Annotated in this window: 16 protein-coding genes; 14 read left to right on the plus strand and 2 right to left on the minus strand. The window is 52.1% G+C overall.

Annotated elements, in window-relative coordinates; translation table 11 throughout:
• Positions 1-7 precede the first annotated feature (7 nt).
• On the plus strand, positions 8-1,195 hold the full coding sequence (locus B5E77_RS11830) for a DHHW family protein (protein WP_087165565.1): 1,188 nt from the start codon (positions 8-10) through the stop codon (positions 1,193-1,195).
• Here the strand turns inward: B5E77_RS11830 and B5E77_RS11835 are convergent.
• Positions 1,182-1,685, minus strand: coding sequence for a DUF5721 family protein (locus B5E77_RS11835; RefSeq protein ID WP_087165566.1), 504 nt, complete (start codon positions 1,683-1,685; stop codon positions 1,182-1,184). The genes B5E77_RS11830 and B5E77_RS11835 overlap by 14 nt on opposite strands.
• Positions 1,686-1,783: 98 nt before the next feature.
• On the opposite strand from B5E77_RS11835, the gene B5E77_RS11840 reads away from it, so the two are divergent.
• From B5E77_RS11840 to ychF, 10 genes are all read left to right on the plus strand, one after another.
• Positions 1,784-3,085 (plus strand): M18 family aminopeptidase, encoded by a 1,302-nt coding sequence (locus B5E77_RS11840; protein WP_087165567.1) that lies wholly within the window; start codon positions 1,784-1,786, stop codon positions 3,083-3,085.
• A 160-nt stretch (positions 3,086-3,245) separates the two neighbouring features.
• A complete protein-coding gene (locus B5E77_RS11845; protein ID WP_087165568.1) occupies positions 3,246-4,085 on the plus strand; it encodes a DegV family protein in 840 nt (279 codons plus the stop codon).
• Positions 4,086-4,260: 175 nt separating this feature from the next.
• The gene (locus B5E77_RS11850; RefSeq protein ID WP_087165569.1) at positions 4,261-4,500 is read left to right on the plus strand and encodes a hypothetical protein; all 240 of its coding nucleotides are present in this window, start codon (positions 4,261-4,263) and stop codon (positions 4,498-4,500) included.
• A 29-nt stretch (positions 4,501-4,529) separates the two neighbouring features.
• Positions 4,530-5,225 (plus strand): UMP kinase, encoded by a 696-nt coding sequence (pyrH, locus tag B5E77_RS11855; protein ID WP_087165602.1) that lies wholly within the window; start codon positions 4,530-4,532, stop codon positions 5,223-5,225.
• 45 nt (positions 5,226-5,270) lie between these two features.
• Entirely contained in the window at positions 5,271-5,825 is a 555-nt protein-coding gene (gene frr, locus B5E77_RS11860; protein WP_087165570.1) for a ribosome recycling factor, read from the plus strand.
• A gap of 96 nt (positions 5,826-5,921) precedes the next feature.
• Entirely contained in the window at positions 5,922-6,629 is a 708-nt protein-coding gene (locus B5E77_RS11865) for an isoprenyl transferase (protein WP_087165571.1), read from the plus strand.
• A gap of 1 nt (position 6,630) precedes the next feature.
• Positions 6,631-7,434 carry a phosphatidate cytidylyltransferase gene (locus tag B5E77_RS11870; RefSeq protein WP_087165572.1) on the plus strand — a complete coding sequence of 268 codons (804 nt, stop codon included), beginning with the start codon at positions 6,631-6,633 and terminating at the stop codon, positions 7,432-7,434.
• 12 nt (positions 7,435-7,446) lie between these two features.
• Positions 7,447-8,589 carry a 1-deoxy-D-xylulose-5-phosphate reductoisomerase gene (locus B5E77_RS11875; protein WP_087165573.1) on the plus strand — a complete coding sequence of 381 codons (1,143 nt, stop codon included), beginning with the start codon at positions 7,447-7,449 and terminating at the stop codon, positions 8,587-8,589.
• A 7-nt stretch (positions 8,590-8,596) separates the two neighbouring features.
• The gene (rseP, locus tag B5E77_RS11880; RefSeq protein ID WP_334293267.1) at positions 8,597-9,712 is read left to right on the plus strand and encodes an RIP metalloprotease RseP; all 1,116 of its coding nucleotides are present in this window, start codon (positions 8,597-8,599) and stop codon (positions 9,710-9,712) included.
• Positions 9,713-9,736: 24 nt separating this feature from the next.
• Positions 9,737-10,834 (plus strand): redox-regulated ATPase YchF, encoded by a 1,098-nt coding sequence (gene ychF / locus B5E77_RS11885; protein ID WP_087165575.1) that lies wholly within the window; start codon positions 9,737-9,739, stop codon positions 10,832-10,834.
• Between the two features lie 167 nt (positions 10,835-11,001).
• On the opposite strand, the gene B5E77_RS11890 is transcribed toward ychF, so the two are convergent.
• A complete protein-coding gene (locus B5E77_RS11890) occupies positions 11,002-11,817 on the minus strand; it encodes an SseB family protein (RefSeq protein ID WP_087165576.1) in 816 nt (271 codons plus the stop codon).
• Positions 11,818-11,918: 101 nt separating this feature from the next.
• Here B5E77_RS11890 and udp point away from each other — a divergent pair, with 101 nt between their 5' ends.
• The 3 genes from udp to mraZ all read left to right on the plus strand — a co-directional run bounded on the left by udp (position 11,919) and on the right by mraZ (position 14,223).
• Positions 11,919-12,692: a uridine phosphorylase gene (gene udp / locus B5E77_RS11895; protein ID WP_087165577.1), complete on the plus strand. Its 774-nt coding sequence runs from the start codon at positions 11,919-11,921 to the stop codon at positions 12,690-12,692.
• A gap of 199 nt (positions 12,693-12,891) precedes the next feature.
• Positions 12,892-13,509, plus strand: coding sequence for a DedA family protein (locus B5E77_RS11900; protein WP_204248049.1), 618 nt, complete (start codon positions 12,892-12,894; stop codon positions 13,507-13,509).
• 276 nt (positions 13,510-13,785) lie between these two features.
• The gene (gene mraZ, locus B5E77_RS11905) at positions 13,786-14,223 is read left to right on the plus strand and encodes a division/cell wall cluster transcriptional repressor MraZ (RefSeq protein WP_087165579.1); all 438 of its coding nucleotides are present in this window, start codon (positions 13,786-13,788) and stop codon (positions 14,221-14,223) included.
• The last annotated feature ends 11 nt before the right edge of the window (positions 14,224-14,234 follow it).

Below are 14,234 nucleotides of genomic sequence, written 5' to 3' on the forward strand. Positions count from 1 at the left end.
GAGCAAAATGAGGCTGGATGACAGAAAACCGGAAAAAAGGACAAAAAGAAATTTCGGGAGAAAACAGAAATATGCAGGGCTGGGCTTCACCTTTGTGCTGATTCTATTGATTTTTGGAGCTTTAAACCTGTTTCATGAGGATCGGGAGTTTTCGGATACGGAGAACCGGATGCTGGAACAGCAGCCGGAGATTCAGCTCACGTCGATTCTGGACGGCCGCTTTATGAAAAGCTTTGAGACCTGGCAGACGGATCAGTTTGTATTCCGGGACGGCTTTGTCCGTCTGCGTACCGTGGCAGACCGTCTTATGGGAAGGAAGGAATCTGGCGGGGTGTTTCTGGGAGAGGATGGAAGCCTGTACGAGAAGCCGGCTGCAGTAGGAACACAGACGTGGGAAAATCTGGACTCCATCCGGAGCTTCTGCAGCCGCCACCCGGAAACGGCCTTCTATATGATGCTTGTGCCTGACGCGGCAGGAGTAAATCCGGAGGGGCTTCCGCCCTTTGCGCCCGTGGAATCTCAGGCGGATCAGCTGGCGCAGATAGGAGAGTATCTGGGAGACAGCCTGAAGCAGATACCGGTGTATGATGCTTTGAGGGAACACCGGGAGGAATATATTTATTATAGAACGGATCACCACTGGACGACACTGGGCGCCTGGTATGCGTACCGGGAGGCGGCAGGGGCAATGGGGCTTACGCTCCCAGCGGAAGAGGCGCCCCTCTATCCGGTATCTGATTCTTTTGAGGGAACGCTGGTCTCCCGGAGCGGGTATTCGGCGAAGGCCGATACGATCTCGGTTTACTGGCCGGAAAACCAGCCGGATCTGCTGGTCAGCTATGTGCAGGAGCAGGAGGAGTCTGCATCTCTTTATGCTTCTGAAAAGCTGAAGACCAGAGATCAGTACGGAATGTTTCTGAACGGAAATCATCCGCTGGTGCGGATCCGGACGATGGCAGAAAGTGAAAGGACGCTGCTTCTGGTAAAGGATTCTTACGCAAACTGCTTTGTGCCCTTTCTGACTTCTCAGTTTCGAGAGATTGTGCTGGTGGATCCCAGGTATTATTATGGAAATCTGGAAAGCCTGATGACGGAAGAGACATTTACAGATGTACTGTTTTTCTATAATCTGAACACATTCCTGGAAGATGATGTTCTTCATCTGGCCCTGGAGCAGCCCTCTACAGCAGAGTGAAGGAAATGTTCTGCTTCAGAAAAAATTTCTGCACCATCCGATCCCAGGCCTGGTCAAGAGATTTCTCCATGGTAAAAAGGTTCAGGGATGTGCCGGTAGTACAGGTAAGCTGTCCGTTTTCAAAGCGGATATTCAGTACAAGGCCGTTTACGTCTGCGGAAGAAAAGACGGAGTCTGACTGAAGAAGCAGCTTTTCTGTGTTTTCAGGGGAAAGCTGAAAGGTAAAGCGAAAATGCAGAGGTGTCCGCTTTCCTTTGATAAGCTCGAGGCAAAACGGGCGGATTTCCTGCCAGCGGCAGAAACGGCGCCCGGAAATTCCGGCGGCCTCCTGCTCTTCCTTCGAATAGTAGCCGGGATGGAGACGGCCGTCTATCTGAAAGGCACTGAACGTGGTGACGCTTCCTTCGACGACAAGAAAGGCGTCAAAAGCGGAAGAGAGCAGCAGCCTGCTCATAAAATCCTTGATATCCTGAATCTGAAGGGCGATCATAATAACCTCCTGTGCTTTGAAGTTCTGAAAACAGTATACATGGAATTGAAACAGAAAGCAATTGATTGTATAATGGCGTAAAGGAGGATACGGAAGAAATGAAGAAAATGGAATGTGCGGAAAAGCTGCTTTCCCTGGTGGAGGAGGGGACCTCTCCCTTCCATGTGGCGGGCAGTGTGGAGCGGCAGCTTCTGAAGGCGGGCTTTCAAAAGCTGGAAATGAGAAAGGACTGGAATCTGGAGAATGGAGGAAGGTACTATCTGGTGCACAATGGATCCAGCCTGGCTGCTTTTACAATAGGAAAGCGATTTACGTTTGGAGATGCGTTCCGGATCGCGGCGGCTCATACGGATTTTCCGGGGCTTCGCGTCAAGCCCAGCCCGGAGATAGAAAAGGATGGCTACCGCCAGCTTAACGTGGAGGTATATGGCGGAGCGATTCTGAATACCTGGCTGGATCGTCCGCTGTCGGCTGCCGGAAGGGTGGCGCTCCGGAGCGATGATATTTTCCATCCGGAGCTTCGGTATGTGGATTTTCAGAAGCCGTTTCTGACGATCCCGAATCTTGCCATACATATCAATAAGGAAGTCAATAAGGGTGTCGAGCTGAACCGCCAGAAGGATCTGCTTCCTGTGCTGGGACTTGGAGCAGGAGAGAAGGAAGAAGGCGGAGGAGATTTTTTCCTGGAATATCTGGCCAGACAGCTCAGGGTAGAAAAAGAGGATATTCTCGATTATGAGCTTGGGCTTTACAATGCGGACGCCGGGGATTTTCTGGGAATGGCGGAGGAGTTTATTTCCTCTCCGCGTCTCGACAATCTGACGAGCGTGCAGGCAGTGGTGACAGGCCTCATAGAGGGAGGCAGGGATCGCGGAGTGAATCTGGCGGCGTTCTTTGACCACGAGGAGATAGGCAGCAGGACGAAGCAGGGGGCAGGCTCGGTATTTCTGTCTTCTGTGGCGGAGCGGATTCTGCTGTCGTTTGGACGGGGCCGGGAAAAATTTCTGGAATCCTTTGCGGACGCGATGCTGCTGTCGGTGGACGTAGGCCACGCTCTTCACCCGAACAATGCGGATAAAAATGATCCGACGAATAAAAACGTGCTGGGAAAAGGAATCTGCATAAAGGAGGCCAGCACCCAGTCTTATGCGACGGACAGCGAAGCGGTGGCAGTCATGCAGCAGATCTGTGAGGCAGAGAAAATACCATACCAGAAATTTGTGAACCGCTCTGACGGGACAAGCGGAAGTACGCTGGGGTCGATTGCGTCCTCCTTCTATCCGGTGAAAACGGTAGACATCGGCGTGCCGCTGCTGGCCATGCATTCCAGCCGTGAGCTGATGGGGACGGCGGATCAGGAAAGCCTGACGAGAGCTGTGACAGCGTTCTACAGCCTGTGACTGGTGCCGAAGCAATAAACGCCATGACAGAGAAGCGAAAGCTTTGTTGTGAAATATGGATATAATTTTTTGAAAGCTCTTGAAAAGATCCTGACAGTATGCTACTATTTTATGTGGTATTAAAAACTACATTAAGCAGCAAATTGTTCGGAGGAGAGCTATGAGTTATAAAATTATCGTAGACAGCTGTGGTGAGCTGCCAGACAGATGCAAAAAGGATCCGCATTTCGAAAGCGTGCCTCTGGTACTGGATATAGATGGATATTCTATTGTAGATGATGAGACCTTTGATCAGGGAGATTTTTTGAAAAGAGTGGCTGCAAGCCCCAACTGCCCGAAGTCTTCCTGCCCTTCGCCGGAACGCTATATGCAGGCGTATGACTGCGATGCGGACAATGTCTATGCGGTGACTCTGTCGGCAGAGCTCAGCGGCTCCTACAACAGCGCCGAGCTTGGAAGAAAGCTTTACGAGGAAGAAAAGGGAGAGAAAAATATTTACGTGTTCAATTCCCGTTCCGCATCCATCGGTGAGACTCTGATTGCCCTGAAGGTAGAGGAATGTGAGAAAGCCGGGCTTGGCTTCCGGGAAGTGATAGAGAAGGTAGAGGCGTATATCGAAGCGCAGCATACGTATTTTGTGCTGGAATCCCTGGAGGCTCTGCGCAAGAACGGCCGTCTCAGCAATCTGAAGGCCTTTGTGGCGAACGCGCTGAATATCAAGCCTGTCATGGGCTCCACGCCGAAGGGGACGATCTGCCAGCTGGATCAGGCCCGCGGAATCAACCGGGCATTGAAAAAAATGGTAGATTATATTGTGGACGGGGTGAAAAGCCCGGAGGAGAAAACCCTGGCGATTTCCCACTGTAACTGTCCGGAGCGGGCGCAGATGGTGAAGGAAGAGATTTTAAAGAGGGTCAGCGTCAAGGACGTCATCGTACTGGATACAGCCGGAATCAGCAGCCTGTATGCCAGCGACGGCGGAGTGATTGTAGTGGTATAGCGCCAGAATGTGGATTGTTTGGGATGCAGAAACGCTTTTTTGCATCCCTTTTTTGATCTGCTTCAAATTTTCTGTGGCATTTTTGTGTTTTTATGGTATAATCAAAAAAGCAGAACCGCGGCCCTTTATGCGCAGGCAAAGGAGCAGTGGAAAAGGTAAGAGAGGAATTTGGCATATGAGTCAGGAAAAGGTAAACCGTTATAAAGAGGAAAAGGCAAACCGGAAGCAGCTTCTGGCGAAGGAAAAGCGCCATAAATTTTTTATGAAAATCTGCGGCGGAGTAATTGCGCTGGCATTGGTGTGCTGGCTGGGCTATTCCGTTTATGATATGGCTACCAGGCCGGATACTTCTGACATTGCAATTAATACGACGGCGCTGGATGATTACCTGGGCGGTCTTGAAGAGCAGCAGTAATGATGATTGGAGAAAAGCAGGAGAACAGTATGAAGCGGGTTTTGTTGAAATTAAGCGGAGAAGCCCTGGCGGGAGAAAAGCATACAGGCTTTGATGAGGCTACGGTTCTTGGCGTGGCGGGACAGGTAAAGGCTCTGGCAGATGACGGGATTCAGGTGGGAATTGTCATTGGAGGAGGAAATTTCTGGAGAGGCCGCACCAGTGAGAATATGGACCGCGTGAAAGCGGATCAGATCGGCATGCTGGCTACGGTTATGAACTGTATTTATGTATCAGAGATTTTCCGTTCGGTGGGGCTTGATACCGAGGTATTTACACCCTTTGTGTGCGGCGGCTTTGCGAAGCTGTTTACAAAGGACGAGGCGCTTGCCTGCCTGAACAGAGGCGGCGTTGCGTTTTTTGCGGGAGGAACCGGGCATCCGTATTTTTCTACGGACACGACGACGACTCTGCGGGCGATCGAGATTGAGGCGGATGTGATTCTGCTTGCGAAGGCTGTGGACGGCGTTTACGACAGTGATCCGAAGGTGAATCCGGCGGCAGTAAAATATGATGAGATTTCTATCGCGGGTGTGATTGACAAGCGTCTGGCAGTCATGGATCTGACGGCTTCTATCATGTGTATGGAGAATCAGATGCCGATGCTGGTCTTCGGCCTGGAGGGGGAGAACAGCATTGTGAACGCAGTGAAGGGAAGGTTTACCGGAACGAAGATTACGGTATAATTCTGATATAAAATTAAGAGAGAAATAAAAGCGGAGGACATAAATATGGACGAGAGATTGAAGGTATATGAAGAAAAGATGACGAAGTCATACGATTCGATGATTCGCGATTTTACATCAATTCGCGCAGGACGGGCAAATCCGCATGTTTTGGACAAAATCAAGGTAGACTATTATGGAGCGCCGACGCCGCTGCAGCAGGTGGGAAATATTTCTGTTCCCGAACCGCGGATGCTTCAGATTCAGCCATGGGAAAAGAGCCTTCTGAAGGCCATTGAGAAGGCGATCCTGGCGTCTGATCTGGGAATCACGCCGACCAATGACGGTTCCGTGATTCGCCTGGTATTTCCGGAGCTGACCGAGGAGCGCAGAAAAGAGCTGGTAAAGGATATTAAGAAGAAGGGCGAGGCTGCCAAGGTAGCAGTAAGAAATATCCGCCGGGACGCCAACGAGACCTTTAAGAAGCAGAATAAGGCGAATGAGATCTCAGAGGACGATCAGAAGGATCTGGAGACAAAGGTACAGAAGATGACGGATAAGTACATTGCGGATATTGATAAGGCTGTGGAAGAGAAGTCGAAGGAGATTCTTACTGTGTAAGACCGGAGACGGCAGGATATTGGTGAGTGAACAGACAATGAGAGGGACGGGTACGGTTTTTTCGCTGCCCGTCTCCTTGTATGAAGGAGAATCTATATGAAGATACCGCAGCACGTAGCGATTATTCTGGATGGCAACGGCCGCTGGGCCAAGGCAAAGGGTATGCCGCGCAATTATGGCCATGCCCAGGGAAGCAAGAATGTGGAAACAATCTGCAGAGAAGCCTGGAATCTGGGGATCAAGTACCTGACAGTCTATGCGTTTTCTACAGAAAACTGGAAACGGCCGGACGACGAGGTGGAAGCCCTGATGAAGCTTCTGCGGAATTATATGAAGACCTGCCTGAAAACTGCGGAGAAGAACCACATGAAGGTTCGGGTGATCGGGGATAAGACAGGACTGGACGAGGATATCCGGACCCGGATCGATGAGCTGGAAAGGGCTTCTGCGGGCAACGATGGACTGAATTTCCAGATTGCCATTAACTATGGAAGCCGGGACGAGATGATCCGTGCGATGAAGCGGATGGCTGCGGATCGGGACGCAGGGAAGCTTGAAATTGATGATATTACCGAGGAGACGTTTTCCTCTTATCTGGATACCGCAGGAATTCCGGATCCGGATCTGTTGATTCGGACCAGCGGGGAGCAGCGCCTGTCTAATTACCTGCTCTGGCAGCTGGCCTACACGGAATTCTATTTTGCGGATGTGCACTGGCCGGACTTCACAAAGGAGGAGCTGGTCAAGGCCATAGAGGCATACAACCGCAGAGACAGAAGGTACGGAGGCGTGAGGGAGGAATAAGATGAAGGCGTTTTTTGTCAGGCTGATCAGCGGAATTGTGCTGCTTGCCATTATCATTGCGGCCGGAATACTGGGAGGGGATGTGCTGTATGCGCTGACTCTTGCCATTTCCCTTATTGGGTATGAAGAATTCTTAAAGGTGTTCCAGCTGCAAAGAAAGGCTCCCGGAGTCTGGGGAATGGTTTTCCTGGCCTTTTACTATGTGGGGCTGAGACAGTGGGATCTGGATGAGTTTGCCCTCTTTTTCCTGATTGCGTATCTGCTGATCCTGATGGCGGTCTATGTATTTACATTTCCAAAGTATAAGACGGAGGAGATCGCGGAAGCCTTTCTGGGCTTTGTCTATGTGCCGGTAATGCTTTCTTTTATCTGGCAGACCAGAATGCTTCCCATAGAGGGAGAAAGCACAAGCCTTATCTATTTCCTGATCTTTATCTGCTCCTGGGGCTGCGATACCTGTGCCTACGCGGTGGGCATGCTGATTGGAAAGCATAAGCTGGCCCCTGTGTTAAGCCCGAAGAAATCGATTGAAGGGGCGGTTGGCGGCGTCGCGGGGGCCGCGCTGATCGGCTTTCTCTACGCAGGATTTTTTTCTCTCGACCAGCCGGAATGCGCCCTGCTCTGCGCCATAGGGGCTGTGGTTTCCCAGGTGGGAGATCTGGCGGCTTCGGCGATTAAAAGAAACCATGGCATCAAGGATTACGGCCGCCTGATTCCGGGGCACGGAGGAATCCTGGACCGGTTTGACAGCGTGATTGTCACAGCGCCGATCATCTATATTCTGGCGGTTATATTTTTGAAATAAAAGGAGATACCAATGAAGAAGATAGCGATATTGGGCTCCACAGGTTCTATCGGAACACAGACCCTGGAGGTGGCCCGGAATAACGGAGACCTGGAGATAGTCTCTCTGGCTGCCGGTTCCAACATAGAAAGGCTGGAGGCGCAGATCCGGGAGTTCCGCCCGAAGACAGCAGCTGTCTGGAGCGAGGAGAAGGCCCGTGCGCTGCGCGCGGCGGTTCAGGATCTGGATGTGCGGATTGTCTCCGGAATGGAAGGGCTCATCGAGGTCTGCACGGCTTCTGAAGCAGAGATTGTGGTGACAGCCATCGTGGGCATGATTGGCATTGTTCCCACGATTGCAGCCATGAAGGCCGGAAAGGATATCGCTCTTGCCAATAAGGAAACTTTGGTCACGGCGGGGCATATAATCATACCATTGGCGGAAGAGACCGGCGTGAAGATCCTGCCGGTAGACAGTGAGCACAGCGCAATCTTCCAGTGCCTGAACGGGGAAAACAGAAAAGAGCTGAAAAAGATTCTTCTGACAGCGTCCGGCGGCCCCTTCCGGGGAAGGAAGCGGGAGGAGCTTGTGGATATTCAGGTAGAGGATGCCCTGAAGCATCCAAACTGGGCCATGGGACGCAAAATTACGATCGATTCCTCCACCCTTGTAAATAAGGGCCTGGAAATGATGGAAGCCCGCTGGCTGTTCGGCGTGGAGCCGAAAGACATCCAGATCGTGGTGCAGCCAAAGAGCATCATTCATTCTATGGTGGAATTTGTGGATGGGGCGGTCATTGCCCAGCTGGGAACGCCGGATATGAAGCTCCCGATTCAGTATGCGCTGTATTACCCTGAGCGCCGGTATCTGCCCGGCGAGCGCCTGGATTTTGAGACGCTGACCCAGATTACCTTTGAAAAACCGGATATGGAGACCTTCACAGGCCTGAAGCTGGCTTTTGATGCAGCTGCAGCCGGGGGCTCCATGCCTACGGTATACAATGCGGCTAACGAGAAAGCCGTCGCGCTCTTCCTTGACAGGAAGATTGGATGGCTGGAGATTCCGGAAATCATAGGAAAGAGCATGGAGGCTCATAAGGTGATTCCGAATCCTACGGTGGATGAGATTCTGGAGACGGAAAAGGCCGTGTACGAATTTATCGAAAGCAGGTGGTAGATTGAGCATTGTAAGCATTATACTTGCGTTGTTGATATTCAGCCTGATTGTCATATTCCATGAGCTGGGGCATTTTCTGCTGGCAAAGCGGGGAGGCATCCGGGTCAATGAGTTTTCTCTCGGCATGGGGCCTACGCTCTTAAGCAAGCAGATTGGCGAGACAAGATACTGTCTCAAGCTGCTGCCCTTTGGCGGCTCCTGCATGATGGAGGGCGAGGACGGAGACTACGAGACGGAGGAAGAGGCCGGCGGAGAGGCCCTGCCGCAGGCAGGCGCCGCTTATGGCGCGGAAAACCGCGCTCCCGGAGAGCCTCCTGCCTATTCTTTTGGGGCGAAATCTGTCTGGACACGGATTTCCGTGGTGGCAGCCGGGCCGATTTTCAATTTTATTCTGGCCTTTTTCCTGGCGCTGTTTATCATCGGCAGCATCGGATACGACGAGCCTGTGCTGGTGGATGTGATGGAAGGCTATGCGGCTGAGGAAGCAGGCATGCAGGCAGGCGACCGGATCGTCCGTATGAATGATAAGAATATTCATGTCTACCGGGAGGTGAGCACCTATGTGCAGTTCCACCAGGGTGAGACAGTTACGGTGACCTATGAGCGGGACGGCGAGCAGCACACGGTGGTGCTGGAGCCCAGGCAGGGCGAGGATGGCTCCTGGCTTCTTGGCTTCCGCGGCTCCGGTATACGGACGAAGGGAAATATCCTGCAGACCATTTACTACAGCGCCTATGAAGTGAAGTTCTGGATCTCTACGACGATCCAGAGCCTTGGCATGCTGATTGGCGGACAGGTGGGAGCCGATGATATTTCCGGCCCGGTCGGTATTGTCAATACCATCGGGGAGACCTATGAAGCCAGCAGGCAGGACGGCGCCTTCTATGTATGGCTGAACATGCTGAACATGTCGATTCTGCTGTCGGCAAGCCTGGGCGTCATGAATCTGCTTCCTCTGCCGGCGCTGGACGGAGGCCGTCTGGTATTTCTGTTTCTGGAGGTCATCCGGCGAGGGAAAAAGGTGGATCCGGAAAAGGAAGGCATGGTGCATTTTGTGGGCCTGATGCTTTTGATGGTGCTGATGGTCTTTGTGATGTTTAATGATTTCAGAAATATATTATAGGAGATTCTGGAGGGAAAACTGGAGATGAAACTGGGAATCGTGGGACTTCCCAATGTGGGAAAAAGTACGTTGTTTAATTCACTGACAAAGGCGGGAGCAGAATCGGCGAACTATCCGTTCTGCACCATTGATCCGAATGTGGGCGTGGTAGCGGTGCCGGACGAGCGGCTGGGGCTGCTGGCGGATATGTATCATTCCGCAAAGGTGACGCCGGCAGTGATTGAATTTGTAGATATCGCAGGACTGGTAAAGGGCGCGTCTAAGGGCGAGGGCCTTGGAAACCAGTTCCTGGCCAATATCCGTGAGGTGGATGCTATCGTTCATGTGGTACGCTGCTTCGAGGATCCGAATGTGATTCACGTAGATGGCAGCATCGATCCCCTGCGCGACATTGAGACCATCAATCTGGAGCTGATTTTCTCTGATCTGGAGATTCTGGAGAGAAGAATTTCAAAGACTGTGCGCGGAGCGCGTAATGATAAGGCGCTTGCCAAGGAGCTGGATCTGCTGAACCGCATCAAGGCATGGCTGGAGGATGGCAAGATGGCTATCAGCTTCGCGACTGACGATGAGGACGAGCAGGAGTGGCTGGCAAGCTACAATCTTCTGACCCGCAAGCCGGTGATTTTCGCGGCGAATGTAAAGGAGGGCGATCTGGCGGATGACGGCGCGTCCAACGCCCATGTGCAGGCAGTGCGTGAGTATGCGGCGGAGTACGGCTGTGAGGTTTTTGTCATCTGTGCGGAGATTGAGCAGGAGATTGCAGAGCTGGATGACGATGAGAAGGCCATGTTCCTGGAGGATCTGGGCCTGAAGGAATCAGGACTGGAAAAGCTGATCAAGGCAAGCTACCGCCTCCTGGGACTTATCAGCTACCTGACGGCAGGTGAGACGGAGACGCGCGCCTGGACGATCAAGGATGGAACGAAAGCGCCCCAGGCTGCCGGAAAAATCCACTCTGATTTTGAGAGAGGCTTTATTCGGGCTGAGGTGGTTAATTATCAGGATCTGCTGGACTGCGGCGCCTATGCGGCGGCAAGGGAGAAGGGCCTGGTAAGACTGGAAGGCAAGGATTATGTGGTTAAGGACGGAGATGTGATTTTGTTCCGTTTCAATGTGTAAGAAAGGAGCGGCGTGAAGTTGGCTGCCGTTTTCTGTATCCAGTGTCCGGCCGTCTGTGAGAAGCCGGACACCAGGATAACAGAAAACGGCAGCCAGTGTCAGCGCCGCTCCTTTTTTAGGGAAGCGGACAGCTTATTTTGGAAAAATATAAGGATTTGATAATACTTTTAAGGCCTGGCCTGTTTTGCCAGAAGCTCAATCTTTTCTCTCAGAAGTACAAGATTGAAGCCGGAGGGATTTAAGGCATAGCCCTTGGCGTTTTGGATAATAGCCGGGACGAGCCCCTGGAAGGGAACGGTCATCAGCTGCAGCTTCCGGGTGCTTTTCCCTCTGAATTTTTCAAATTCCCAGAGGTCAGAAAAGACGGGCTGCAGAATGTCGCCGGCGGGATTTTTCAGATACGGCATTTTCAGATCGGGACTGGGCTTTCTTAAGTCCAGCTTTCCTTTTACATCTGTAATGTCCAGGGCCAGAATGAACCGGGAACGAACCAGGTCCGCCATGAGCTCCTGCTCCAGCTCCCGGATTTTCTTCATGCGTTCCGGATCCTGGCTGCTCTCGCCGGGGCGCCGGAGCTCCTGCAGAAAATAGATTCCGGTAAGCTGGAGAGCGGGATTGGAGACAGGAGGCGTTTTGGCATTCTGCTCCGGAAGCTTCAGGGTGACGATGGATTCCAGGGGGAGATAGGTAAAGCCGGTGCCGTTGTGAAAGGCTACGCGGTTGATTCCGGTCAGGTAAAGGCCGGTGTAAAACTTTTGTATCTCTGCCTTTTCTACTTTTGAAACGATAGAAGGATAATTGGCTCCGTTCAGCTTCCCGCAGAATTCCTCGGCGTCCTGCTCCTGGGAGAAGAGAAAGGCCTGATCGTCGAAGGTAGTCTCATCGCACTGAGCGTAGGTGAGATTGGTGGAACGCGAAGTGATTGTGTAAAACTGCTCCAGCTTCTGGAGATTTTTTATCATTAACCGATTGTCTGTACTCATTTTTCAGCACCTCTTTCTAAGTTTGCTGGTATTATTGTAACAAAAGAAGCGCTGTGAGACAACCATATAAAATAGAAGGAAATCAAAGGAGGGTTTGCCATATGCAGAAAACAGAAAAACAGTTTCATCTTCACTGTACCCCTGAGGATATCGGCCGTTACTGCATTCTGCCGGGAGATCCCGGCCGCGTGCCGTCGATAGCTGCCCTGTTCGACGACGCCCGCCCTGTGGCGCAGAACCGGGAATTCAATATCTGGACAGGCACGCTGCTCGGGGAAAAGGTGACAGCCTGTTCTACCGGAATCGGAGGGCCTTCAGCGGCTATCGCCATGGAAGAGCTTCATGACTGCGGAGCGGATACCTTTATCCGGACAGGAACCTGCGGAGGAATCGCCCTGGATGTAAAGTCCGGAGATATCGTGGTGGCTACAGGCTCTATCCGGTATGAACATACAAGCCTGGAGTATGCGCCGATCGAATTTCCGGCCGTGCCGGATTTTGAGGTGACAGGCTGCCTGGCGGAGGCTGTCCGGGCGTTGAATCTGCCGCTTCATCTGGGAGTAGTCCAGTGCAAGGACAGCTTCTATGGGCAGCATTCGCCGGAGAAGTCGCCGGTTTTCTATGAACTCCAGCAGAAGTGGGAGAGCTGGAAGCGCCTTGGGGTCAAGGCAAGCGAGATGGAGTCTGCTGCCCTGTTTGTAGTGGCGTCGGCGCTGGGCTGCCGGTGCGGAGCCTGCTTCCATGTGATCTGGAATCAGGAACGGGAGGCTGCCGGGCTTGACCAGGATATGAGCGAGGATACCTCTCAGTCTGTGCGCGTAGCTGTGGAGGGACTGAAGCGGCTGATCCGGGCGGACAGGAAGGCAGGAAGGTAAAAGCTGAAGTGCTGCGGACGGGAAGGCTTTCCGGATTCTGAAAGGCCTTCCCGCCCGCAGCTTCAGAGGAATGAAAGGAAGGGCTTTTGCATAGATTGTTTCCAGAACGGGAAAATGCAGGTGATGGCTGGCAGCGGAACAAAAGCGGGGCCGGGCATCAGGCATGGGAATGCAGAAGGATGGAAGCGAGGAGAGAGGATTGCAGGAGCTGATAATTTCCCTGATGGAGCAGTATGGGTACCCGGGCATCTTTTTTCTGATTGCCCTGGAAAATATATTTCCACCGATTCCGTCGGAGGTCATTTTGACCTTCGGCGGTTTTTTGACGACTTATACAAGCCTGGGAGTGCCGGGAGTGGTGCTGGCAGCGACACTTGGTTCGCTGGCAGGCGCTGTGGTGCTTTACGGGGTGGGACTGATTTTGAACATGGAAAGACTGAAAAGGCTGGCAGACGGGCCTGTCGGAAGGCTGATAGGCTTAAGGGCCTCGGATGTGGAAAAGGCGGACGGCTGGTTTCAGAGGACAGGGTGTAAGGCTGTATTTTTCTGCCGCTGCGTGCCTGTGGTGCGGAGCCTGATTTCGATTCCGGCGGGTATGAGCAGGATGAGGCTGCCGCAGTTTTTCCTTTATACTACTGCGGGCTCCCTGATCTGGAATATTCTCCTGGTTTCCCTGGGAGCCTTTGTGGGGGAATCCTGGGGGTATATCGCGTATCTGGCCGGAGAATATTCCCATGTGATGCTGATTGTGCTTGGAATCAGTGGGGTGAGCGGCCTGATCTGGATCATGAGAGACAAAAGGCGGGGTAAAATTTAAGAATTTATGAAGACGTGCCGCAGAGTCTGAGAAGCGTATGTGGAAACTTGTGGTAATTATATAGAAGGACAACAATATCTTGTATCCGATGCGAGCGTGAGAACAAGATGTTGTGGTCCTTCTTTTTTGTGCAATTTTCACAGAAAAATCCCTTGATTTTTAAGAAAAATTAAGATATTATTAACCCATAAGTGGTGAATCGTGGGGAAAGGTGGTTTCAAAGTAAAGAAAAGTGGTGAATCAAAGCTTTGAAACGGCGAAAGTGGGGTGAGAGCCATGTTCCGCGGAGAATACAGTCATACAGTAGACGCCAAGGGCAGGCTGATTATTCCATCGAAGTTTCGGGAGCAGCTCGGAGACGAGTGCATCGTTACACGGGGACTGGACGGCTGCCTCTTCGTATTTCCGCTGAACGAGTGGGAGGCCTATGAGGAGAAGCTGAAGAAGCTTCCGACGACGAACAAGAATGCCCGTTCCTTCGTAAGATTCCTGACTGCGGGCGCCACTTCCTGCGAGTTTGACAAGCAGGGGAGAATTTTACTTCCTGCGACCTTACGTAAGTTTGCAGGGATTGAGAAGGATGTTATCCTTGCAGGACTCCTGAACCGGATTGAGATCTGGAGCGAACAGAAGTGGAACGAGAATAACAATTACGAAGAAATCGATATGGACGAGATTGCAGGACAGCTGACAGAGCTTGGACTGGATATCTAAAGAGCCGGGGG

The sequence above is a fragment of the Lachnoclostridium sp. An131 genome (genome assembly GCF_002160825.1).
In the GTDB taxonomy this organism is placed as follows: domain Bacteria; phylum Bacillota; class Clostridia; order Lachnospirales; family Lachnospiraceae; genus Laedolimicola.